At 68.2% G+C, this 24,451-nt stretch carries 13 protein-coding genes; 7 read left to right on the top strand and 6 right to left on the bottom strand.

Going from position 1 to position 24,451, the window contains the following annotated elements; translation table 11 throughout:
• Positions 1-2 precede the first annotated feature (2 nt).
• Positions 3-269: a hypothetical protein gene (locus tag UAA55_RS31490; protein ID WP_322956228.1), complete on the bottom strand. Its 267-nt coding sequence runs from the start codon at positions 267-269 to the stop codon at positions 3-5.
• Between the two features lie 77 nt (positions 270-346).
• On the opposite strand from UAA55_RS31490, the gene UAA55_RS25135 reads away from it, so the two are divergent.
• The 4 genes from UAA55_RS25135 to UAA55_RS25120 all read left to right on the top strand — a co-directional run bounded on the left by UAA55_RS25135 (position 347) and on the right by UAA55_RS25120 (position 6,165).
• Positions 347-1,201 (top strand): efflux RND transporter periplasmic adaptor subunit, encoded by an 855-nt coding sequence (locus UAA55_RS25135; protein WP_322956227.1) that lies wholly within the window; start codon positions 347-349, stop codon positions 1,199-1,201.
• Complete coding sequence (locus tag UAA55_RS25130; protein WP_322956224.1) at positions 1,198-4,335, top strand: efflux RND transporter permease subunit; 3,138 nt, start codon at positions 1,198-1,200, stop codon at positions 4,333-4,335. Before UAA55_RS25135 ends, UAA55_RS25130 begins: the two co-directional genes overlap by 4 nt.
• 146 nt (positions 4,336-4,481) lie before the next feature.
• Positions 4,482-5,717 (top strand): hypothetical protein, encoded by a 1,236-nt coding sequence (locus UAA55_RS25125; protein WP_322956223.1) that lies wholly within the window; start codon positions 4,482-4,484, stop codon positions 5,715-5,717.
• A 22-nt stretch (positions 5,718-5,739) separates the two neighbouring features.
• Complete coding sequence (locus tag UAA55_RS25120) at positions 5,740-6,165, top strand: hypothetical protein (RefSeq protein ID WP_322956222.1); 426 nt, start codon at positions 5,740-5,742, stop codon at positions 6,163-6,165.
• A 1-nt stretch (position 6,166) separates the two neighbouring features.
• Here the strand turns inward: UAA55_RS25120 and UAA55_RS25115 are convergent, their stop codons facing one another.
• Positions 6,167-6,505: a DUF1491 family protein gene (locus UAA55_RS25115; RefSeq protein ID WP_088871716.1), complete on the bottom strand. Its 339-nt coding sequence runs from the start codon at positions 6,503-6,505 to the stop codon at positions 6,167-6,169.
• A 139-nt stretch (positions 6,506-6,644) separates the two neighbouring features.
• Between UAA55_RS25115 and surE the strand changes: the two genes are divergently transcribed.
• Both surE and UAA55_RS25105 read left to right on the top strand, forming a co-directional pair.
• On the top strand, positions 6,645-7,409 hold the full coding sequence (gene surE, locus UAA55_RS25110) for a 5'/3'-nucleotidase SurE (protein WP_322956220.1): 765 nt from the start codon (positions 6,645-6,647) through the stop codon (positions 7,407-7,409).
• 112 nt (positions 7,410-7,521) lie between these two features.
• Positions 7,522-7,716, top strand: a complete 195-nt coding sequence (locus tag UAA55_RS25105; protein ID WP_322956219.1) for a hypothetical protein — start codon at positions 7,522-7,524, stop codon at positions 7,714-7,716.
• Positions 7,717-7,843: 127 nt separating this feature from the next.
• Here the strand turns inward: UAA55_RS25105 and UAA55_RS25100 are convergent, their stop codons facing one another.
• The 3 genes from UAA55_RS25100 to UAA55_RS25090 all read right to left on the bottom strand — a co-directional run bounded on the left by UAA55_RS25100 (position 7,844) and on the right by UAA55_RS25090 (position 12,178).
• Positions 7,844-9,484: a diguanylate cyclase gene (locus UAA55_RS25100; protein WP_322956217.1), complete on the bottom strand. Its 1,641-nt coding sequence runs from the start codon at positions 9,482-9,484 to the stop codon at positions 7,844-7,846.
• On the bottom strand, positions 9,481-9,873 hold the full coding sequence (locus tag UAA55_RS25095) for a response regulator (RefSeq protein WP_322956215.1): 393 nt from the start codon (positions 9,871-9,873) through the stop codon (positions 9,481-9,483). The genes UAA55_RS25100 and UAA55_RS25095 overlap by 4 nt, the downstream gene beginning before the upstream one ends.
• 148 nt (positions 9,874-10,021) lie before the next feature.
• Positions 10,022-12,178 (bottom strand): ATP-binding protein, encoded by a 2,157-nt coding sequence (locus UAA55_RS25090; protein WP_322956214.1) that lies wholly within the window; start codon positions 12,176-12,178, stop codon positions 10,022-10,024.
• A 544-nt stretch (positions 12,179-12,722) separates the two neighbouring features.
• Between UAA55_RS25090 and fusA the strand changes: the two genes are divergently transcribed.
• Positions 12,723-14,864, top strand: a complete 2,142-nt coding sequence (gene fusA, locus UAA55_RS25085; protein ID WP_322956213.1) for an elongation factor G — start codon at positions 12,723-12,725, stop codon at positions 14,862-14,864.
• 190 nt (positions 14,865-15,054) lie between these two features.
• On the opposite strand, the gene UAA55_RS25080 is transcribed toward fusA, so the two are convergent.
• Complete coding sequence (locus UAA55_RS25080; protein ID WP_322956211.1) at positions 15,055-24,441, bottom strand: beta strand repeat-containing protein; 9,387 nt, start codon at positions 24,439-24,441, stop codon at positions 15,055-15,057.
• Between the last annotated feature and the right edge of the window lie 10 nt (positions 24,442-24,451).

The raw sequence follows: 24,451 nt of genomic DNA, 5'->3' as shown, positions 1-24,451 counted from the left end.
GGTTACCGCGTGTGGGCCGCCAAGTCCGGGGCGCCCGGGGCGGGGGCATCCGGGATTGGGGCGGAGGCCTCGGCCGCGCCGGGCAAGCGTGGTCCTGGCACTAACAACAGTGATCCGGTGCCGGTGGTGACGGCGCGCGTACGGCGCGGCGCCATGCCCATCGATGTGGCCGCCGTGGGCACGGTGCAGCCCATCTCCACCGTGCAGGTGCGCGCCCGCATCGACAGCCAGCTGATGGCAGCGAAGGTGGAGGAGGGGCAGGAGGTCAAGTCCGGTGACCTGCTGTTCCTGCTGGACCAGCGCCCGGCCAAGGCCGCCCTGATGCAGGCGGAGGCCAACCTGGCCCGTGACCAGGCCAACCTGGGCCAGGCGCAGGTCCGACGCCAAGCGCAACGCCGACCTGTTCGCGCGGGGTGCCGTCTCCCTGCAGCAGAACGAGCAGGCGTCGGCCACCGCCAAGGCGCAGGAGGCCACGGTGCTGGCCGACCAGGCGGCGGTGGATCAGGCGCGCCTGACCGTGGCCTTCACCGAAATCCGCTCCCCCATCGACGGGGTGGTGGGCAGCATCCAGCTGCGCCCCGGCAACCTGGTGAAGGGCAGCGACAGCGGCTCCACCCTCACCACCCTGGTGCAGGTGGCGCCCATCAACGTCGCCTTCACCGTGCCGGAGAAGCATGTGACGGCGGTGCGCCAGGCCCTGCGGTCCGGCCGGCCGCCCCTGGTCTCGGCCAAGACCGCCGACGGCCTGGTCGCCGCCACGGGCCGCCTGGTCTTCATCGACAACAGCGTGGACGCCCAGTCCGGCACCATTCAGCTGAAGGGCCTGTACGACAACAAGGACCGTGCCCTGTGGCCGGGCCAGTTCGTGGACGTCACCCTGCACCTGGGCATGGAGGCCGACGTGCTGTCCGTGCCGGCGGTGGCGGTACAGCGCGGTCAGGCCGGCCCTTACGTGTTCGTGGTCAAGGCCGACGACACGGTGGACATGCGCCCGGTGACGGTGGGGCGCTTTGCCGAGCAGGGCGCCGTCATCGCCAGCGGTGTCGAGGCGGGTGAGCGGGTGGTGGTCGAAGGCCAGCTGCGCCTGGTGCCTGGTGCCAAGATCGTGGAACGCCCGGCCACCCAAGGGGGCGGGGTCGAGGCAGACAGCGCCAATCCCAGCGCAGGCGCCGCGCAGGCCAGCGGAAAGGCGCGCACGTGAACATTTCTGAGCTTTGCATCCGCCGGCCAGTGATGACCGTCCTGCTGACGGCGGCCCTGATCCTCAGCGGTGTGCTGGCCTATAAATACCTGCCTGTTGCGGCCCTGCCGCGCGTGGACTTCCCCGTCATCAGCGTGTCGGCCAGCCTGCCGGGCGCCAGCCCGGACACCATGGCGTCCTCCGTCGCCATCCAGCTGGAGCGTGAGTTCTCCACCATCGCCGGCATCGAAAGCATCACCTCCAGCAGCGTCCAGGGCAGCACCAACGTCAACATCCAGTTCAATCTCGACCGCGACATCGACAGTGCCGCCCTGGACGTGCAGGCGGCCCTGTCGCGGGTGCAGCGGCGCCTGCCCATCGAAATGACGACCCCGCCCAGCTACCGCAAGGTGAACCCAGCCGACCAGCCGGTGCTGCTGCTCGCGCTCAGCAGCGCCACCCTGCCGCTGAGCCAGGTGGACGAATATGCCGAAACCCTGCTGAGCCCCGCCCTGTCCACCCTCAGCGGCGTGGCGCAGGTGCAGGTCTGGGGGGCGCAGAAGTTCGCGGTGCGCATCCGCCTGAACCCGGAGGCGCTGACCGCCCGCGGCATCGGCGTGGACGAGGTGCAGAACGCCATCGTCGCCGCCAATTCCAGCTCTCCCGTCGGTGTCGTCTCCGGCTCGGCCCAGCAGTTGATCCTGGAGACCAACACCCAGCTGTTCGACGCCCAGAGCTTCTCCCACCTGGTCATCGCCACCCGCAACGGCGCCCCGGTGCGCCTGGGCGACGTTGCCAGCGTCATCGACGGGGTGGAGAACGACCGGACCGCCAGCTGGTTCAACGGCACCCGCACCATCGTCCTGGCCATCCAGCGCCAGCCGGACGCCAACACGGTGGAGGTGGTGGACGCCGTGAAGCGGGTCATCCCCACCTTCAAGGCCAGCCTGCCGCCGTCCATCAACATCAGCGTGCTGATTGACCGATCCTTGTCCATCCGCGCGGCGGTGGAGGATGTGCAGTTCACGCTGATCCTGACCATCGGGCTGGTGGTCATGGTCATCTTCCTGTTCCTGCGCAAGGTCAGCGCCACGCTGATCCCCGGCATCGCCGTGCCCATTTCCCTCATCGGCGCCGCCGGCGCCATGAAGGCCTTCGGCTTTTCCATCGACAACATCTCGCTCCTGGCGCTGACCCTGTCGGTGGGGCTGGTGGTGGACGACGCCATCGTCATGCTGGAGAACATCGTCCGCTACATCGAGGAGGGCATGAGCCCGTTCGAGGCGGCGGTGAAGGGCAGCCGGGAAATCGGCTTCACCATCGTGTCCATCACCCTGTCGCTGGTGGCGGTGTTCATCCCCATCTTCATGATGGGCGGCGTGGTGGGCCGGCTGTTCCATGAGTTCGCCGTGACCGTGACCCTGGCCATCGCGGCCTCGGCCATCACGTCGCTGACGCTGACGCCCATGCTGTGCAGCCGCTTCATCAACCATGACCACCATGCCAAGCCCAACCGGTTCGAGCGGGTGACGGAGGCGGGGTTTCAAGCGTGGCTCAGGGGCTATGACCGCACCCTGACCTGGTGCCTGGCCCACCGCCGCGTGGTGGTGGCCGTGTTCTTCGCCACCCTGGTAGGCACCGTGGTGCTGTTCCAGCAGGTGCAGAAGGGCTTCTTCCCCACCGAGGACAACGGTCAGATCTTCGCCCAGACGGAAGCCCGCCAGGACATCTCCTTCGACGCCATGATCGCCCTGCAGCAGCAGGTGGCGGCGGCGGTGGCCAAGAACCCCTATGTCGAGACCTTCATCTCCTCCGTTGGCGGCGGCGGCAACGTCACCAACGCCGGCCGTGTCTTCATGTCGCTGAAGGACCGCGCCCACCGCCCCAAGATGGAGGCGGTGCTGCAGAGTTTACGCCGGGACGTGGCCGACATCCCCGGCATCAACGTCTTCTTCCAGCCGGTGCAGAACCTGAACGTCTCCGGCCGCCAGTCCAAGAGCCTGTACCAGTACACGCTGCAGGGCCTGGACCAGCCGCAGCTGTACCAATGGTCGGACCGGCTGATGCAGAAGATGGCGCAGATGCCGCAGTTGCAGGACGTGACCAGCGACCTGCAGCTGTCCGGCCAGAACGCCTCCATCCATATCGACCTGGACAAGGCCTATATGTTGGGCCTGACGGCGGAAAACCTGCGTTCCAGCCTCTACAGCGCCTTCGGCACGCGCCAGATCTCCACCATCTATACGCCGACCAACGATTACGAGGTGATCCTGGAGCTGTCGCCGGAGGCGCAGAAGTCGGCGGATGTGCTGAACCGCATCTACATCCGTTCCGACAGCGGCAAGCTGATCCCCCTGGGCGCCGTGGCCCGCATCGACCGCACCTCCGGCCCCATCAGCGTGAACCACCAGGGGCAGCTGCCGGCCGTCACCCTGTCGTTCAACCTGACGCCTGGCGTCTCGCTGGGGGCCGCCGTGACGGCCATCGAGGGCGTGCAGCGCGACATCGGCATGCCGGACAGCATTTCCGGCAGTTTCCAGGGTACGGCCCAGGTGTTCCAGCAGGCGCTGGCCAACCAGGGCCTGCTGCTGCTGACGGCGGTGCTGGTCATCTACGTCGTTCTGGGCGTGCTGTATGAAAGCTTCATCCACCCGCTGACCATCCTGTCCGGCCTGCCATCGGCGGCGGTGGGGGCGGTGGGCTCGCTCATGCTGTTCGGCTTCGACCTCAGCGTCATCGCCATCATCGGCGTGCTGATGCTGATCGGCATCGTGAAGAAGAACGCGATCATGATGATCGACTTCGCGCTGGAGGCCCGGCGCGAGGGTGCTGCGCCGCAGGACGCCATCTACCGCGCCTGCCTGCTGCGCTTCCGCCCCATCATGATGACCACCATGGCTGCCCTCATGGGCACGCTGCCCATAGCGCTCGCCTCCGGCGCCAGCGCCGAGCTGCGCCAGCCCCTGGGTGTGGCCGTGGTCGGCGGCCTGGTGGTGTCGCAGATGCTGACGCTCTACATCACCCCGGTGCTGTACCTCTACATGGAGGATTTCAGCCGCTGGATCGACCGGCAGCTGCATCGCGGTAAGGCCCGCCGCGCCGCCCGCCGCCTGGTCCCCGCCAACACCGACGGCCGGGCCAACGCGGCGGAGTAGGGTGGGCGCATAAACAATGCGTGCCCGTTTGGAAACCCGGCCAAGTCGCAAAATGAATCCGGGGAGATTGCCCTAGGCTGATTGCAACTCAAACGGAGGGCATGATGCGGCGGACGGGTAGGGCGCTTATCGCGGTGGGCAGTCTCATGTGCGGAGCGGTGCCCGCCCCGGCGCAGTCTTTGCCCCAGGTGGACGTGAAGCTCATTCCCGTCGTGTCCGACGGCAGCGTCACCACCGTGCGGGTGACCGAAACGCTGACGGGGCTGGAAGGCGGGCCGGACCGGCCCCTGGTCTCCGTTCCGGCGCGCATCGCCCTGACCCCGGGCCAGGCCTATACCGCCGAGGAGGTGGTGTTCGCTGATGCCGCCGGCCTGCTGCCCATCCGCATGGGTGTGGATCAGCCGCCGCCGGGTATGCCCTTGCAGATGCGCAGCTTTACGCCGCTGCGCGCCATCACCGGGCCCGTTACCGTCACCTATGTGGCGAAGGTCACGCCCGCGCTGACCCCGCGCAAGCTCGGCCCGTCCTATGACTTGCGCGGGATCGACGGCGGTGTCGGCGGCGCCTATTTTTCCTTCTTGCTCATGCCCTTGCAGGCGCCGCAGGTGGACGTCCATCTGGCTTGGGACATGACCGGCGTGCCGGGCGGGGCCGTCGTTTCGACCGCTGGCGGCGGCGACTACACCGCCCGGGTGGCGCCCATGGAGGTCTATTCCACCTTCTTCCTGGTGGGCCGGGTCCATGGGTTGACCACCCCGGATTCGCCGTTCCAGGCTTATTGGATCGGCACGCCACCGTTCAGGGCCGACACCATGGTCGACTGGTCGCGCAAATCCTTCACCGTCCTGCAGCGTTTCTTCCAGGACGCGGAGGCGAAGCCCTACACCCTGCTGATGCGGCCCTATCTGCGGCCCCGTGACGGCGGCGGTGCCGCCCGGGGTGGCTTCATGCTGGAATACGGTGTTGGCGCCCTGGACGATGCGGCCCGTCGCATCATGTTCACCCACGAGATGGTCCATCACTTCGTGGGCATGCTGGAGGGCGACAGCAGCGCCAACGCCTGGTACGGCGAGGGACTGGCGGAGTTCTACAAGGTGCGCCTGCCGCTGCGTGAGGGCCTGGTACACATCGTGGAGGTCGCGCGCGAAATCGGTGTCATGACCAACGCCTATTATTCCAGCCCCCTGGTGACCACGCCCTATGCCGAGGTGGGCAGGCAGCGCTGGGCCGGGGGTGAGGCCCAGGTGGTGCCGTATAACCGCGGCTTTCTGTACTTCACCAACCTGGACGCCCAGATCCGTGCCAAGTCGGGCGGCCGCCGGTCGCTGGACAACCTGGTGCTGGCGATGCTGGAACGCCGCCGGTCCAGGACTGTCCTATGATCAGGGCGCGTGGCGTGCCTTGTTGCGGAAGGAGCTGGGTGCCGCCGGTGAGGGGGATTTCGACCGCATGCTGCGGGGGGAGTTGATCGTGCCACCCGAGGGTGCGTTTGGCGCCTGCTTCACCCGGCATGCCGCCACGCATCCCCGGCCAGAGTTGGGCATGTCCGAAGACAGCTTCCTGGTGGCGCCCTATACGGTGACCGGCCTGGCGCCGGACTCCGCCGCCGCTCGTGCCGGCTTGAAGGAGGGCGACGCCATCGTTTCTTTCACCGGCGTCACCCCGCGCGTGGCTCATAGTGCAGCCAACGTGATCGTAGGGCCGACCGTGAATATCGTGGTGGAGCGCGAGGGCAGGCCGCGGCTGTTCAGTTTTCCCACCGCCGGGGCGCCTATGGTCGAGTACAGCTGGACCCTGAGGCCCCAGTGGCCGGGCGCCTGCCTGCTGTAACTCAGATGACCTTGCCCTCGAACGGGTGGGACCCGTCGCGGCTTTCCACCTCGATCACCCACAGGTCGGGGTCGCGGCGGGTGGCGCGTTCGATGAAGGCGTCGGCCTCCGATTCCGGCACCTGGGCGCCATTCAGCCCCGGGAACCAGCCCAGCCTACCGTCGATGTCGCGGCTCTGGGTGTAGACCTTGGCGCCCTGGAAGGGGATGACGACCTTCAGCAGGATCAGCCCGCTCTCCGCCTCGCCCTTGCGCAGGACGTAGACGGGGATGCTGTCGGCGGCGCAACGGCGCAGGTGCAACTGGACCCAGAGGGCGGTGGACAGCCGGTCGTCGGACATGGTCCCAGGTTCCTGAAGAATTGAATGGGAAAAGCGGCCGAAGGGGACGGGGGCGCCACATTGCGGCTTGCCATCCGCGCCGCCGCCCGGAAAGGTGCGCCCGTATCTATAGGGTTCCACCGCTCCAGAGGCCAGATTCATGACGACCGTTCCACCCGCCCGCCGCCTGGGCCGCGTCCTGCTCACCAACGACGACGGCATCAACGCGCCGGGTCTGGCCCTGCTGGCCGAGCTGGTGGCGGAGGCGGCGGAGGAGGTCTGGGTGGTGGCGCCGGAGAAGGATCAGAGCGGCATGTCCCGTGCCGTCACCCTGACCACGCCCCTGCGGGTGGAGGAGCGGGGGGAACGCCGCTACGCCCTGACGGGCACGCCCAGCGACTGCGCCATCTTCGGCCTGCGCCATCTGCTGAAGGACAATCCGCCGGACATCGTGCTGTCGGGCATCAACCGGGGCGCCAATGTGGGGGATGAGGTGCCGTATTCCGGCACCGTGGCGGCGGCCCTGACGGCGCGCCTGCTTGGCGTTCCGGCCATCGCCTTCAGCCAGGCCTTCGCCAGGGGGACGCCGGTGCGCTGGGACACGGCGCGGGCCGTCTTCGCCCGGTCCCTGGACCATGCGCTGGGCCTGCGTGTCGCCGCCAACGCCGTGCTGAACGTGAATTTTCCCGACGTGGACGCGGCCGACGTGGGCGACGTGGTGCTGACGCGGCAGAGCCGGGGCACCCTGGACCGCATCGACGTCGAACCGCGCGCCGACATGCGCGGCGGCACCTATTACTGGATGGCCTTTCGCCGTCACATGCCCATCCTGGGCCCGGACACCGATGCCGGCGCCTTGAAGCATGGCCTGGTGTCGGTCACGCCGCTGGGCTTCGACATGACCGCCCCAGACGGCATAGCCTAAGAGAGACCACCCTGGCCCGCCCTTTGCTTCCGTATAAAGCGAAGGGGGCCGGCGGCCGGCCCCCCGGTTTCCCCCGTGAGGCGGGGAACCAGATTAGCCAAGGGGTTCCGCCATGTCGGGCGTGTCGTTCTTCCAGGGAAAGATTTACCGGGTGGGCAGAAGCGTGCTGGTGCTGGGCTTGGCGCTGGGCGCCCTCAGCGGCTGCGTCGTGGTCGATGCCGCCGGCACGGCCGTGGGCACGGCGGCCGATGTGGCCGGCACGGCGGTCAGCACGACGGCCAAGGTCGTCACCGCGCCTGTCCGTTAAGTATTCCCCAAGCGCCGGCGCCAGCATCCGCTGGCTTGACTATCCTCGCTGCGCCCTGCAGGGCTCGGCATCCGGCGGACGCGGTCGCATCCTAAAAGGCATGAGTGAAATGCTCATACCTCTGGGTTTACCCCAGTTCGATCCTGTCGCGGCCAGCGTTCTTCGCGCGATACAGCGCGGCGTCGGCCGCCAGGTTCAGGGCCTTGGCGTCCAGCCCAGGCTTCAGCCCCACCACGCCGCCGGAGAAGGTCACCTGGAACTGGGTGTCGCCGTGCACATAGGGGATTTCGCTGAACTGCTGGCGCAGCACGTTCAGCCGGTCCGCCGCGTCCTTGGGTGATGTCCGGGGCATCAGCACGGCGAACTCCTCACCGCCGTAGCGCCCGATCATGTCGCTGCGCCGCAGCCGTTGCTGCAACAGGCGGGACAGGCCCTTGATGACGCGGTCGCCGGCACCGTGGCCGTAACGGTCGTTGACCTTCTTGAAATGGTCGATGTCCAGCATGGCGAAGGACAGCTCCGTCCCGTCGCGCTGGGCGCGCGCCACCTCGGTCACCAGCAAATCCTGGATCATGGGATGGTTGTAGGCGCCGGTCAGGCCGTCACGCACCATCAGCGCCTTCAGTTGGCGCGCGCGGCGCGCGCGTGCGCGCACGGTTTCCGACAGGTCGCCCAGGTCGACGGGCTTGGTCAGATAGGCGTCGACGCCCGTGCGCACGGCGGAACGGTACGTCTCCGCATCCAGGTCCGCCGTCAGGAAGACGATGGGCAGGGCCAGCAGGCCGTCGTACTGGCGCAGCACCGACGCCAGCTCGAAGCCCGTGCATTGGGGCATGATGAGGTCGGTGACCATCAGGTCGGCGTTATGGTCATACAGCGCTTCAACCGCCTGCAGCGGGTCGGTCACCAGCCGCGTGTGCATGCCGGTGGACTGCAGCGCCATCTCGTAATAGGCGCCCAGCGTGGCGTCGTCGTCCACGATGAGGATGCGCAGCGGCTGGTCGGGATCGCGTTCCGTCAGGCGGTCGAGATGGTCGACCAGGGCGTTGGCGTCCGGCGGCTTCACCACATAAGCGTCGCAGCCGGCCCGCGCCGCCGCCAGCCGCGCGGCGAAGCCGGTGGCGGAGGACAGGGCCACGGCTGGTATCTTGCGCCCCTTGGCGTCCGTCACCTGGGCGGCACCGGGCACCATGTCGTGCGGATTTACGTCCAGGATGACCGCCTCCGGCACCGCCTTGGCCACGGCGGCGGCCAGGGCCGGCGCGTCGGGGAAGACGCTCAGCTCGTAGCCGTAGGCGGCCAGGATGTCAGCCAAATCCTCCGCCCCGGCGCCATCGGCCTGCAACAAGTAGACGGCGCGGCAGGGCGCCTCGGTGGACGGGGTGGGGACTATGGGCAGGACTGCGGCCGATGCCGCAGGGATGGTGGACGGGACGGCCTGTTCCAGTTCGTCGATGGCGGCCCGCAGCGCCGGTGGGGCGATGGCGCCCGTCTGGTTGACCACGCCCTCCAGCGCGCGGGCGGCGACGCTCAGGTCCGGCAAGCCGAAGGTCGCGCCGGAGCCGGCCAGGGAATGGGCATGGCGCGCCAGATCGGCGCGGGCGGTGGCGGCGTCATCGCCATCCAGGCCTTCCAACGTCTCGGCCGCGTGGCGGATTTGCGCCAGGCGGTTCGGCAGGCCCGCCATGAAGTCCTGACGGATTTTCTGCACCCGCGCCAGCAGCTCCGCCGGCAGGGTGGGCATGGTGGGCGGAGTGTCCCGGGTCATGTCGGACCGGCGCCGCCCCATAGTTCACGCACGGTGTTGGGCAGGCCTATGGGGTCGAAGGGCTTGGCGATGACGCCAACGGCGCCCAGTTCCTTGAACCGCTCGACCTCCGACGGCTGCACCTTGGCCGTCATGAAGGCGATGGGCACGGCGGCCAGGGCCGGGCGTTGGCGGATGGCGGCCAGCGTGGCGGGGCCGTCCATGCCCGGCATCATGGCATCCAGCAGGATCAGCTGCGGCGCCCAGCCGTCCAGGATTTCCAGGGCGCGGGCGCCGGATTCCGCCATCCGCACATCAAAGCCGCCGACATGGCGCAGGCTGAGTTCGACGATGGCCCGGATATCGGGCTCGTCATCGACGTAGAGGATGCGGTTCAGTGACTCGGCCATGCTGCCTCGCGTGGATCTTGTGCGATGGACTTGGGTGCGATGGTCTTGGGGCGGTGGATAACCCGGGGGCGCTACGATCCACACCAGGGTAGCCGCCAGGGCGGGCGGGCGCAAATGGAGTTCGGTTTCCAACCGCCAAAGGGGCCGCTCAAGAGGGCAGGCGGATGCCAGCGGCCGATGGGGCGGCAGAGGGGGCGACAGAGGGGGCGGCGGTGGGAGCGTCGGACCGGGCGCCGGGGCGCCCGGACGGCAGCGTCAGCACGAATTCCGTGTCGCCCGGGTGGCTGTTCAAGGTCACATGGCCTCCATGACGCTCCACGATGGCCTTGACGATGGACAGGCCCAGGCCGTTGCCGCCCTTTTGCCGGCTGTCCGATGAGTCCGCCTGGGCGAACTTCTGAAACAGGCGGGGCTTGAACCAGTCGGGCACGCCGGGGCCGTTGTCGTGCACGGACAGGCGGACGCGGCCTTCCTCCGCCCCGCCCAGCACGGTGACGGCGCCGCCCGGGTTGGAATATTTGATGGCGTTGGAGATCAGGTTGGCCAGCACCTGGCGCAGGCGCCGCGGGTCGCCCACCACCGGCAGGGGGCCGCTGGTGGTATAGCGCAGGGTGACCGTGTGCTCCTCCGCCATGGGGCGCAACGTCGCCACCGTCTCGGCCGCCAGTTCCGACAGATCCAGCCTATCGGCCTTCAGGTCCAGGGTGCCGGATTCGATGCGCTCGATATCCAGCAGGTCGTTGACGATGGCGATCAGCCGCTCGCTGTTGCGGCCGGCGATGCGCAGCAGGTTCTGCGCCTGGACGGACAGGGCATCGGGCATACCCAGGGCCAGGCGGATGGATCCGTGGATGGAGGTCAGCGGCGTGCGCAACTCGTGGCTGACGGTGGAGATGAAGGCGTCCTTCATGCGCTCCACCTCCTTGCGGTGCGTGATGTCGCGCAGCACCAGGGTGTAAAGCGGATGGTCCTCCAGCTGTGTGGTGGTGACGGTCAATTCCGCCGGGAAGCGGCGTTCCCCGCCCCGCACCTCCACCTCCCGGGGGCTGTTGCCCTCCAGCGCCAAGGGTAGCCACAGGGTGCCGGCCGCCTTTTCCAGCACGGCGCTGGCGGCGGCGCTGGCGCCCACGAGGCTGGGCAGGGTCAGGAAATCGTCCACCTGAAGGCCCAGCAGCTGGCGCACGTCGCGGCCCAGCATGGCGGAGGCGGCGCGGTTGGCGGACAGGATGACGCCCGTCTCGTTGATGGTCAGGACGCCGTCCCCCAGACTGTTCAGGATGCTGTCCAGCCGCTCACGGCTTTCCTGGACGGTGGCCAGCATGCGGCGCTCCAGGGCCTGGCGTTCCGCCCGCTGGCGTTCGCGCGCCTGCTTCTGCTCTTTCAGTGATTGCAGGGCACGGGCCATGGTGCCCAACTCGTCACCGCGGCCCGCACCGCTGATGGCTACCGTGAGGTCGCCCCGGGCGATGCCGCGCAACGCCGTGGTCAGGGCCACGATGGGCAGCACCAGGCTGCGCGACAGCAACACCCAGATGCCGATGGCGGTGGCGACGATCAGCAGGCTGCCCACCAGGATGCCTCGCAAGCCTTCCGATTGCGCGTTCCGTTGGCGCACCAGATCCTGGTCCAGCATTTCGCGCTCCGCCGTCGCGATGGCGTCCAGCGTGGTGCGCACCGCGTCCATGGCACGCTTGCCGCCCAAGGCGCGGGCCTGGTCGCGGCTCAGCGCCCGGGTGGCCGGGTCCCCCGCCATGGCCAGGGTGGGGTTGGCATAACCGTTCTGCCAATCGCGCACCTCGGCGCGCAGGGCGTCCACCCGCCGCTGCTGCTCGGTCTGGCCTTGGGTCAGCGCTTCCAGCCGGGCCAGGCGGCTTTCCTGCGACTGCATGGCCTGGCGGGCCGGTTCCAAGAAGGTGGGGTCGCCCGCCACGATGTAGCCGCGCAGGCCCGTCTCCTGGTCCAGCATGGCGGTGCGCACCGTCTCCACCGCCTGGATGACGGCCAAGGCCTGTTGGCTGTCGCGCGTGGTGGCGACGATGACGTCGATCTTGCGCATGCCCCACAGGCTGAAAGCAGCCGCCAGGACGAACAGCAGCGTGAAGGCCAGGAACAGGCGGCGGGGAATGGACAGGCCGTGCAAGGGGCTGGCGCGGGTGTCGTCAGGTGGTATGGGGATGTCGGCACCGACGGCGTGCGCGTCGGTGATGGTCGCGTCCGGGGCGGGCCGGGCGGTTTCCTGCGGATAGGTTCTGCCGGCGCCGCCGTGAGCGGTTCTGTCGGCGGGGGCGTTGAGGTCCAGGATCATCCGCTTTCGTCTTGCCGTCCGGGGGCACCCGGGTCATGGGTGCGGCTGACAGACAGGCTTGCCGCCCAATCGTTAATATATTGCCTCTATGGAGGCACCCATTGCGGATAGTCGGGGTGGTGGCCCACGGGGGTGGGGCCGCCCAATGCCGAAGATCAATTCCACGCCGTTCGCGCGCGATCACCAAGGGGGCATTCGGTCAGGATTTCGCGCGCCGGGGGGTACTTTGGCCCTATGCCTTGCCGGATCGGGACCGTATCCCGGCCTGATCCGCCGGGGCGCCGCGGGGAATTGGGCGGGACGCGGGAAAAGGGCCCCCGCCATGCGCCTGAATCTCTGCTGCTCAGGGGTGACATGCCGCATGAGCCCTTGGAAAAGGTGGCGGAACGCGCTAGATATCCGCCCGCCCGGGAGGTATTGCGGCGTGCCGTCGACCCCCCGGCCTTTTTTCATGCGGGTCCTTTCAGGGCCCGCGCTCGTTTTTGAACATCCCCCGCGCCGGCTTCATTCTTTTGCACCGGACGTTGGACGACGGAGCCCTCTAATGCCCCGCAGCACACCGCTGGACGACATTCGCAACATCGGCATCATCGCCCACGTCGATGCCGGCAAGACGACGACCACTGAGCGCATCCTGTACTACACGGGTCGCAAGCACACGATCGTCGACATTCATGACACCAAGGACCTGAAGTCGTCGACCACGACCGACTATCTGGAACAGGAACAGAAGCGCGGCATCACCATTCAGTCCGCTGCCGTGTCCTGCTTCTGGAAGGACAAGAAGATCAACCTGATCGACACCCCAGGCCACGTGGACTTCACCATCGAGGTGAACCGTTCCCTGCGCGTGCTCGACGGCGCCGTGGTGGTGTTCGACGGTGTGGCCGGTGTGGAGCCCCAGACCGAGACCAACTGGCGCCTGGCGGACAACTACAACGTTCCGCGTATGTGCTACGTCAACAAGATGGACCGTTCCGGCGCCAGCTTCAGCCGCTGCGTGGACATGATCCGCAAGCGCTTGGGCGCCACCCCGGCTGTCATCCAGCTGCCGCTGGGCTCGGAAGACAACTTCCAGGGCATGATCGACCTCGTCGAGATGAAGGCTTACGTCTGGTTCTCCGAGGAAAAGGACAGCCAGTGGGAGATCTGGGACGTCACCGACGACCTGGCCGACAAGCTGAAGATCACCAATGCCTACGACCGTGAGCTGCTGAGCAAGGTTGGCGAGTACCGCGCCGAGCTGATCGACACCTGCCTGATGCAGGACGACGCGGCCATGGAGCAGTACCTGGAGTCCGGTGAAGAGCCGTCCCCCGCCGTGCTGAAGGAATGCCTGCGTCTCGGCACCCTGAAGGGCGACTTCACCCCGGTTCTGTGCGGTTCCTCGTACAAGAACAAGGGCGTGCAGCAGCTGCTGGACGCGGTCGTCGCCTTCCTGCCGTCGCCGACGGACGTCGAGGCCATCAAGACCGTGGACCCGGACGGCAACCCGAACGGCGAGCGCAAGTCGTCGGACGACGAGCCCTTCGCCGGCCTGGCCTTCAAGGTCATCAACGACAAGTACGGTTCGCTGACCTTCGTGCGCGTCTACTCGGGCGTCGTTTCCAAGGGCACTTCCCTGCTGAACACCACCCGCGGCAAGCGTGAGCGCATCGGCCGTATCGTGGAAATGTTCGCCAAGGAGGCGAACGACCTGGAAGAAGCCCGCGCGGGCGACATCGTGGCCTTCGTCTCGCTGGCCGAGACGGATACCGGTGACACCCTGTGCGATGCCACCGCCCCGGTGGTGCTGGAGCGCATGCGCTTCCCCGACCCCGTCATCAGTGTGTCGGTGGAGCCGAAGAATCGTGCCGACCAGGACAAGTTCGGCGCCGCCATCGGCAAGATGGTCCGCGCCGATCCGTCCCTGCGCCTGGAAACGGACCGCGACACCGGCCAGACCCTGCTGCGCGGCATGGGTGAGCTGCACCTGGAAGTGACGCTCGACCGCATGCGTACCGAGTTCGGCGTGGAAGGTGTGATGGGCCGTCCGCAGGTGGCCTACCGCGAGACGATCACCAAGACCGTCGAGTACACCTACACCCACAAGAAGCAGACCGGTGGTTCGGGCCAGTTCGCCGAAGTGAAGGTCCGCTTCGAGCCGAAGGAACGCGGCGCCGGCTTCAGCTTCGTCGACAAGGTCGTCGGCGGCACCGTGCCGCGCGAATACATCCCGTCGGTGGGCAAGGGCCTGGAAGTCCAGAAGGAAGACGGCGTCCTCGCCGGCTACCCGACCGTGGACTTCGAAGCCACCCTGCTGGACGGTAAGTACCACGAAGTGAACTCGAACGCCCTGACGTTCGAAATCGCCGCCAAGGCCTGCTTCCGCGAAGGCATCCGGACCGCTGGTCCGATCCTGCTGGAGCCGGTGATGAAGGTCGAAGTGGTGGTTCCGGACGACTACCTGGGCGACGTGATCGGCGACATCAACCGTCGTCGCGGCACGGTGCTGGGCCAGCTGGAGCGTGGCCACAACATCGCCGTCGAATCCCACGTGCCGCTGTCCGAAATGTTCGGTTACATCGGTCAGCTGCGCGGCATGACCTCGGGTCGCGGCTCCTACACCATGGAGTTCTCGCACTACGACCCGGTGCCGAAGAACGTGGCCGACGAAATCATCGCGAAGAGCGGCAAGGCCGCCTGAGCCTGATTTCAAAGGCAGAGAGTGCAAGAGCGGCCGCCCCACCCGGGGCGGCCGTTTCTTTTCGCGTCATCAAAAGACGGGCGCGACGAGGGTATCCCACGGCGGCGCGCGACTATCCAAATGTCATGGGAAAAGAGGGGCGGGCATCATACCGCTGGCGGAATGATGCCCCCTTTACCTGGCACGCGGCTTAGCCGGAGGTGCCCAGGATGCTGTTCATCCAGGCGTTCACCTGGTCACTGGAGAAGGCGGCGACCTGAGCGCCGGTGACGGCCAGGGCCAGCCTCTGGCCCATGGTGGACAGCTGATCGGTGGTCAGCGCCCGCGCCTGGGCGGTGGTCAGGGCCGCGACCTGGCTGGTGCTGAACTCCCGCACGTCGTCGGTGGTCAGCGCGTGCACTTGGGCCGTGGTCAGCGCCTGGACCTGGGCGCTGGACAGCCGCTGCACCTGGGCGGAGGTCAGGGCCGACAGGTTCCCGGTTGTCAGGCCCGCCAGCTGGCTGGTCGCCAGCGCCGCGACCTGGGTGGTGGTCAGTTGCTGCACCGCGTCCGTGGTCAGACCATCCAGCTGCGCCGTGCCCAGCACCCGGATCTGGGCCGTGGTCAAGGCGCGCAGGTCGGCGGAGGGCAAGGCATTCAGCTGATCGCTGTTCAGCGCCCGCACCTGGTCGGTAGTCAGCCTGGACACTTGGCTGCTGGTCAGCGCCGCCACGCTGTCGCTGTTCAGCGCCGACAGCTGGTCCGTCGTCAGGGCAGCCACCTGGGCGGTGTTCAGCACCCGCACGTCGGCCGTCGCCAGGGCGTTCAGCTGGGCCGTCGTCAGGGTCTGGATCTGGGAGGTGCTCAGGCCCGTCACCTGGGCCGTGGTCAGTGCTCCCAGCTGGTCGGTGGTCAGCGCGTTCAACTGGTCGCTGGTCAGGCCCACCAGCTGGCCGGTGGTGAAGGCGGCCAGGTTGGCCGTGCCCAGGTTGGCCAGCTGATCGGTGGTCAGCGCTCCGATCTGGGCCGAGGTCAGGCTGCGGATGTCGGCGGTGGGCAGGGCCACCAGCTGATCGCTGGTCAGCACATGGATCTGTCCGGTGCCCAGCTGGGATACCTGTGTGCTGGACAGCGCCGCCACGCTGCCGGTGTTCAGCGCCACCACCTGGTCGGTCGATAGGCTGTTGAGCTGCGCCGTTGACAGGGCCCGTACGTCCGCGGTGGTCAGCGCGTTCAGCTGGTCGGTGGTCAACGCCCCCACTTGGTCGGTGGTGAGCTTCGCCACCTGGGCGGTGGTCAGGGCCGCCACGCTGCCGCTGTTCAACGCCGACAGCTGGGCCGTGCCCAACACCGTGATCTGGGCCGTGGTCAGTGACCGAACGTCCAGGGTGGTCAGCGCGTTCAGCTGATCGGTGGTCAGCGCCCGTACCTGGTCGGTGGTCAGGCGGATCACTTGGGCGCTGGTGAGCGCCGCCACATTGTCCGTGCTGAGCGTCGACACCTGGTCGGTGGTCAGGGCCGCCACCTGCTGGCTGTTCAGCGCCCGAACCTCGGCGGTGGTGAGCGCGTTCAGCTGGTGGCTGCCCAGCGCCCGCAGCTGCGCGGTGCTCAGGCCCGCCACCTGCTGGGTGGTCAGTCCCGGCAGCTGGTCGGTGGTCAGGACCTGCACCTCATCGGTGGTCAGCACGCCCAGCTGGGCGGTGCTCAGCGCCGCCAGGTTGGCGGTGCCCAGCGCCGACAGCTGGTCGGTGGTCAGGGCCGCCACCTGTGCCGTGGCCAGGGTGCGGATGTCGATGGTGGTGAGGGCGTTCAACTGGTCGCTGGTCAGTGCCCGGACCTGGTCGGTGCCGAGCTTGGAGACCTGGGCGCTGGTCAGCGCGCCGGCGTTGTCGGTGCTCAGCGCCGCCAGCTGCGCCGTGGTCAGGGCGGTGACCTGGGCCGTGTTCAGGGCGCGGATGTCGGCCGTGTCGAGCGCGTTCAGCTGGTCGGTGGTCAGCGCCGCGATCTGGTCGCTGGTCAGCCTGGACACCTGGGCGCTGGTCAGCGCCGCCGTGCTGTCGGTGTTCAGGCTGGACAGCTGGCCGGTGCTGAGCGCCTGCAGCTGCGCTGTCGTGAGCGCGCGGATATCGGCGGTGTTGAGCGCGTTCAGCTGGTCGGTGTTCAGCACCCGCACCTGATCGGTGGTCAGCTTCGCCACCTGCTGGGTGGTGAGGGCGGCCACGGTGTCGCTGCCCAAGCTGGACAGCTGGCCGGTGCTGAGCGCGCCCAACTGCGCGGTGGTCAGCGCGCGCACGTCGGCGCTGTTCAGCGTGTTCAGCTGGTCGCTGGTCAGCGCCTGCACCTGCGTGGTGGTCAGTTTCGCCACCTGCAGCGTGCTGAGGGCCCCGGTCTGGTCCGTCGTCAGCGCCGCCACCTGGGCGCTGCCGAGTCCACCCAGCTGGGCGGTGGTCAGCGCCGTGAAGTTGTCGGTGGTGAGGGCCGTCAACTGGCTGGTGGTCAGCGTCGCCAGCTGGGCCGACGTGAACTCCCGCATGTCGGCGGTGGTCAGGGCGTTCAGCTGGTCGCTGGTCAGCGCCCGCAGCTGGTCGCTGGACAGCCGGGCGATCTGCATACTGCCGAGTGCGGAGAGATTATCCGAGCCCAGGGCGGCCAGCTGGGCGGTGGACAGAGCCGCGACCTGGGCGGTGGTCAGGTTGCGTACATCGGCCGTGGTCAGCGCGTTCAGCTGGTCGCTGTTCAGGATTTGAATTTGGTCGGTCGACAACGTGGCGACTTGGGCGCTGCTGAGGGCCGACACCGGGTTCGTGCCCAGTTTGGACAGCTGGTCGGTGGTGAGGGTCGCCAGCTGCGCCGTGGTCAGCGCCCGCACGTCCGCGCTGCCCAGGGTGTTCAGCTGGTCGCTGGTCAGCGCCTGGGTCTGCATCGTGCTGAGCTTGGCCACCTGCAAGGTGCTGAGGGCGCGGGTCTGATCGGTGGTCAGGGCCGATATCTGCGCGCCCGTCAGGCCCGCCAGCTGCGTGGTGGTGAGGGCCGAGAAGTTGCCGGTGGTGAGGTTGGACAGCTGGTCCGTGTTCAGCGCCGACAGCTGAGCCGAGGTGAACTCGCGGATGTCGGATGTCGTCAGCGTGTTCAGCTGGTCACTGCCGATGGCCCGCACCTGGCTGCTGGTCAGGCCCACGATCTGGTTGCTGGCCAGGGCGTTCAGGTTGGTGGAGGTCAGGTTGGACAGCTGGTCCGTCGTCAGGGCGGACAGCTGGGTGGAGGTGAACTCCCGCATGTCGGCCGTGGTCAGCGCGTCCAGCTGGTCGCTGGTCAGGGCCTGCACCTGGGTGCTGGACAGCTTGTTGATCTGGGCGCTGCCGAGCGCCGACAAGTTGGTGGAGCTGAGGGTGGACAGCTGGTCCGTCGTCAGCACCGCCACCTGGGTGGAGGTCAGGGCCCGCACATCGGCCGTGGTCAGCGCGTTCAGCTGGTCGCTGGTCAGCGCCCGCACCTGGTCGGTGGAGAGCTTGCCCACCTGCAGGGTGCTGAGGGCCGCCACCGTGTCGCTGCCCAACGTGGACACCTGGCTGGTGGTCAGCGCCAGCAGCTGCGCTGTGGTCAGGGCGCGCACGTCGGCGCTGTTCAACGCGTTCAGCTGGTCGCTGTTCAGCGCCTGGATCTGGTCGGTGGAAAGCTTGGACACCTGCAGGGTGTTGAGGGCGGCCACCTGGTCGGTGGTCAGCGCCGTCAGCTGCCCCGAGGTCAGGCCGCCCAGTTCCGTCGTCGTCAGGGCGGAGACCGCCGCCGTGCTGAGGCCCGCGATCTGCTCCGTCGTCAGGGCCTGCACCTGGGTGGAGGTGAACTCGCGCATATCGGCGGAGGTCAAGGCGCCCAGCTGGTCGGTGGTCAGAATACGCACCTGGGCGCTGGTCAGGCCCACCACCTGGGCGCTGGCCAGGGCCGACAGGTTGTCGGAGCTGAGGTTGGACAGCTGGTTGGTGGTCAGGGCCGACAGCTGGGCCGACGTGAATTCCCGCATGTCGGCGGTGGTCAGGGCGTTCAACTGGTCGCTGTTCAGCGCCTGGATTTGGATGCTGGACAGTCTGTTGATCTGGGCGCTGCCCAGCGCCGACAGGTTATCCGAACCTAGGGTGGACAGCTGCTCCGTCGTCAGCGCCGCAACCTGGGTGGAGGTCAGCGCGCGGATGTCGGCGGTGGTCAGGGCGTTCAGCTGATCGCTGTTCAGCGCCTGCACCTGCGCTGTGGACAGGCGTGTCACCTGCAGGGTGCTGAGTGCCGCGACCGTGCCGGTGCCGAGGGTGATGATCTGGTCGGTCGAGAGGGCCGCCAGCTGGCCGGAGGTCAGGGCGCGCACGTCGGCGCTGTTCAGCGCGCCCAGCTGGTCGCTGTTCAGCGCCCGCACCTGGGCGGTGGCCAGGTTCGCCACCTGCAGCGTGGACAGCACCGCCACCTGGTCGCTGGTGACGGCCCCGAGCTGCGCGGTGGTCAGGCCGGCCAGCTGGGTGGTGCTGAGGGCCGTCACCACGCCGGTGGAAAGGCCCGCCAGCTGATCGGTGGTCAGGGTGCCCACCTGGGACGAGGTGAACTCCCGAATGTCGGCGGTCGACAGCGCGTTCAGCTGATCGGTGGTCAGCGCCTGCACCTGGGCGCTGGTGAAACCCACCACCTGGTTGCTGGTCAGGGCCGACAGGTTGGTGGAGCTGAGGTTGGACACCTGGTCGCTAGTCAGCACCCCCAGCTGGGCCGACGTGAATTCCCGCAGGTCGGCGGTGGTCAGGGTGTTCAGCTGATCGGTGGTCAGCGCCTGCACCTGGGCGCTGGACAGCTTGCCCACCTGCGTGCTGCTGAGCGCCGACAGGTTGGTGGAGCTCAAGGTCGACAGCTGGTCGGTGGTCAAAATCGCGACCTGTGCGGTCGTCAGCGCGCGGATGTCCGCCGTGGACAGGGCGTTCAGCTGATCGCTGGTCAGGGCGCGGACCTGCGCCGTGGTCAGCTGCGCCACCTGGGCGGTGGTCAGCACGCTGGTGGCGGTGGTGCCGAGGGCCGCCAACTGGTCGGACGACAGCACCGCCAGCTGGGCCGTGGTCAGCGCGCGCACGTCGGCGGTGGAGAAGGCGCTCAGCTGGTCGGTGGTCAGCGACCGCACTTGGCTGGTGCTGAGACCCGCCACCTGCTGGGTCGTCAGGCCCGTGACCTGGTCACTGGTCAGCGTCGCCAGCTGATCGGTGCCGAGCCCTGCCAGCTGCTGGGTCGTCAGCGCCGACAGGTTGGCGGTGGCCAGGGCCGATACCTGGTCCGTGGTCAGCTGCGCCACCTGGGCCGATGAGAACTCGCGGATGTCGGCGGTGGTCAGGGTGTTCAGCTGGTCGCTGGTCAGCGCCCGGACCTGGGTACTGGACAGGCTAGTGACCTGGGCGCTGCCGAGGGCTGACAGGTTGGTGGAGTTCAGCGCGGCGATCTGGTCCGTGCTCAGCGCCCGCAGCTGCGCGCTGCTGAGCGTCCGCACGTCGGTGGTGGACAGCGCGTTCAGCTGGTCGCTGGTCAGCGCACCCACCTGGGCGGTCGAGAGCTTGGCCACCTGGGCGGTGGTGAGGGCCGCGGTGTTGTCGGTGCTGAGCGTGGCGAGTTGGCCGGTGCTCAGGGCCGCCACCTGGGCGGTGGTCAGGGCGCGGATGTCGGCCGTGTTCAGCGCGTTCAACTGGTCGCTGGTCAGCGCGTTCAGAATGCCGGCCGACAAGCTGGCCACCTGGGCGGTGCTGAGGGCGGCCATCGTGTCGCTGCTGAAGGACAACAGCTGGTCGCTGGTCAGCGCGCCCACCTGCGCCGTGGTCAGGATGCGCACGTCGGCGCTGTTCAGCGCGTTCAGCTGGTCGCTGCTGAGCGCCCGGAACTGAGCGGTGCTGAGCTTGGACACCTGCAGGGTGGTGAGCGCGCCCACCTGGTCGGTGGTCAGCGACCCCACCTGGGCCGTGCCCAGGCCGGCCAGCTGGGTGGTCGACAGCGCCGCCACGGCGCCGGTGCCGAGGGCGGAGATCTGGTCGGTCGTCAGGGTGGCCAGCTGGGCCGAGCTGAACTCCCGTATGTCGGCGGTGCCCAGGGAATTCAGCTGGTCGCTGGTGAATGCGCGCAGCTGCGTGCTGGACAGGCCGGCCACCTGGTTGGTGCCGAGCGCCGACAGCGTGTCCGAGGACAGTGTGGAAATCTGGTCGGTCGTCAGCTGCCCGATCTGGGCCGAGGTGAATTCCCGGACATCGGCGGTGGACAGCGCGTTCAACTGGTCGCTGGTCAGCGCCCGCAGTTGGGCACTGGACAGGCCCACGACTTGGGCGCTGCTGAGCGCCGACAGGTTGGCGGTGCTGAGGGTCGACAGTTGGTCCGTGGTCAGGGCCGCCAGTTGCGTACTGCTGAGCGCCCGTACGTCGGCGGTGGACAGGGCGCCCAGCTGGTCGCTGTTCAGCGTCCGCAACTGCGCGCTGGTAAGGCGCGCGACCTGGGTCGTGGACAGGGCGGTCAGGGCGTCGGTGCCCAGGTTGGTGATCTGGAGGGTGCTGAGCACCCCGATCTGGGCGGTGGACAGGGCGCGGATATCGGCGGTGGGCAGCGCGTTCAGCTGGTCGCTGTTCAGCGCCTGCACCTGGACGGTGGTCAGGCCCGCAACCTGGCTGGTGGACAGGCCCGCCACCTGGTCGGTGGTGAGCGCCGTCACCTGGGTCGTGGTCAGGCCCAGCATTTGCGTGCTGGAAAGGCTGGATAGGCTGGCCGTGGTCAGGCCCGACAGCTGGTCGGTGGTCAGCTGTCCGATCTGGGTGGAAGTGAATTCCCGCAGATCGGCGCTGTTCAGCGCGTTCAGCTGGTCGCTGCCCAGCGATCGCACCTGAGCGGCCGACAGGCGGTTGATCTGCGTGCTGCTGAGGGCGGATAGGGTGGCGGTACTGAGGGTGGACAGCTGGTCGGTGGTCAGCACCCCGATCTGGGCGGTGGTCAAGGCGCGGATGTCGGCCGTGGACAGGGCGTTCAGCTGGTCGCTGTCCAGGGCCCGGACTTGGCCGCTGGACAGCGCGGCCACCTGCGCGGTGCTGAGCGCCGCCAGGCTGTCGGTGTTCAGGCCCGCCACCTGGTCGGTGGTCAGCGCTGCGGTCAGGGCGGTGGCCAGGACGCGCACGTCGCCGGTGCTGAGCGCGTTGATCTGATCGCTGTTGAGCGCCTTCAGCTGCAGGCTGGACAGGCCCGTCACCTGGTTGGTGGCCAGGTTCGCCACTTGGCTGGTGCTGAGCGCGCCCACTTGGTCGATTGTCAGGCTCGCGATCTGGGCGGAGGTCAGGGCGGCCAGGTTGGCGGTGCTGAGGCCCGCGACCTGGTCGGTGGTCAGCGCCTTCAGCTGGGTGGAGGTCAACGCCCGGGCGTCGGCCGTGCCGAAGGCGTTGATCTGGTCGGTGGTCAGCGACTTCAGCTGCGTGCTGGTCAGGCGCGAGACCTGGACGCTGGTCAGGGCCGCCACGTTCACAGTGGTCAGGTTGGACAGCTGGCCGGTGCTCAGCGCCGACAGCTGCGCCGTGGTCAGCGCCGCGATGTCGGCGGTGGTGAAGGCGTTCAACTGGTCGCTGGTCAGGCCCCGGACCTGGGCGGAGCCGAAGCCCGCCACCTGCTGGGTGGTCAGGCCCGCCATCTGGTCGGTGGTCAGGGCCGACAGCTGGTCGGAGGTGAAACCGTTCAGCTGCGTGGTGGTGAAGCCCGATATGGCGCTGCCGCTCAGCGCCGACAGCTGGTCGGTGGTCAGCGCCCGCAGCTGGCCTGAGGTCAGGGCGCGGACGTCGGCGGAGGGCAGGGCGCCCAGCTGGTCGGTGGTCAGCACCTTGATCTGCGCCGACGTCAGTTGCGCCACTTGGGTGGAGGACAGTGCCGCCACGTTGGGCGTGGTCAGGTTGCTGACCTGGTCGGTCGTCAGGTTGGCGATCTGCGCCGTGGTCAGGGCGCGGATGTCGGCGGTGCCCAGCGCGTTCAGCTGATCACTGGTCAAGCCCTTGACCTGGGTGACGGCCAACTGCGTCACCTGGGTGGTGGACAGCGCGGCCAGGCTGTCGGTTTCCAGGTTGGCCAGTTGCGCCGTGGTCAGCGCCGCCAGCTGGCTGGAGGTCAATGCCTGGAAATCGGCCGTGGGCAGGGCGTTCACCTGGTCCGTGCTGAGCGCGCGGATTTGGGTGGACGTCAGATACGAGACCTGGGCCGTGGTCAGGGCGGCCACGTTGTCGGTGTCCAGCGCCCGGATCTGCCCCGTGCTCAGGGCCGCCAGTTGCGCCGTGGACAGGGCCTGCACCTGGCTGGAGGTCAGGGCGCCGACCTGCGCCGTCGACAACTGCACCACCTGGCTGGCGTTCAGCGCCGCCAGGTTGGCGGTGGACAGGCCGGCCATCTGGTCGGTGGTCAGGGCCGTCAGCTGCAGCCCGGTGAACAGGCGCACGTCCGCGGTGCCGAGGGCGTTCAATTGATCGGTGCTGAGCGCGCGCAGCTGTGCCGCCGACAGCTGCTGGGCCTGGCTGGTCGTCAGCGCCGAGAGGCCCGCCGTGCTCAGCCCGCTGACCTGGTCGGTGGTCAGCTGCTGGATCTGCGACGGGGACAGTTCCCGCACGTCGGCGGAGGTCAGGCCGTTCAGCTGGGTGGTGGTCAGCGCCCGCAGCTGGGCGCTGGTCAGCCTGGTCACCTGGGCGCTGTTGAGCGCCGACAGGTTGCTGATGCTGAGGCCGGCCACCTGGTCCGTGGTCAGGACGGAAATCTGCGCCGTGGTCAGGGCGCGGATGTCGGCGGTGTTCAGCGCGTTCAGCTGGCCGCTGTCCAGGACGCGTAGCTGATTGGCGGTCAGCGTCGACACCTGCTGGGTGGTCAGGCCCGCCATCTGGCCGGTGGTGAAGACGTTAACCTGGGCTGCCGTCAGGTTCAAGATCTGGGTGGCGGTCAGGGCCGCGAGGTTGCGGGTGCTGAGCGCCGCCACCTGGTCGGTGCTGAGTGCCGCCAACTGTATGCCGGAGAATTCCCGCATGTCCGCGGTGGTCAGGGCGTTCAGCTGATCGGTGGTCAGCGCCCGGACCTCGGCGGTGGTCAGCAGCGCCACCTGGCTGCTGCTGAGCGCCGACAGGTTGGCCGTGCTGAGGCCCGAAATCTGGTCGGCCGTCAACCCAGGCACCTGCGCCGTGCTGATGGCCTGGATCTGGCTGGTGGACAAGGCGTTCAGCTGGCCGGTGGTCAGGTAGCCCACCTGGGCGCGGCTGAAATCGCGGATGGCGGCGGTGGACAGGCCGGCCAGCTGGCTGACGGTGATGGCCTCCACCTGGCTGGAGGTCAGGGCCTGGATCTGGTTGGACTTCAGCGCCTCGAGATCGGCGGGGCTGAAGGCGGCGATGTCCTCATCGCTGAACGCCTGCAGCTGCTGGGCGCTGAACACCATCTGGCTGGCCGTGAAGGCCGTGACCTGCGTGCTGGAAAGAACAGCGATCTGGGCAGTGGTAAGGGCCGCAACGTCTTGCGTGGTCAGGGCCTGAATAGCCGCCGTCGAATAGGCCGCGATCTGCGATGGCGGTACAGTACCGATAGACGAAACCATCACCCTCTCC

It is taken from the genome of Nitrospirillum guanabarense (genome assembly GCF_034653355.1).
Lineage (GTDB): Bacteria > Pseudomonadota > Alphaproteobacteria > Azospirillales > Azospirillaceae > Nitrospirillum.
This window is presented reverse-complemented; position numbering and strand designations above follow the sequence as displayed.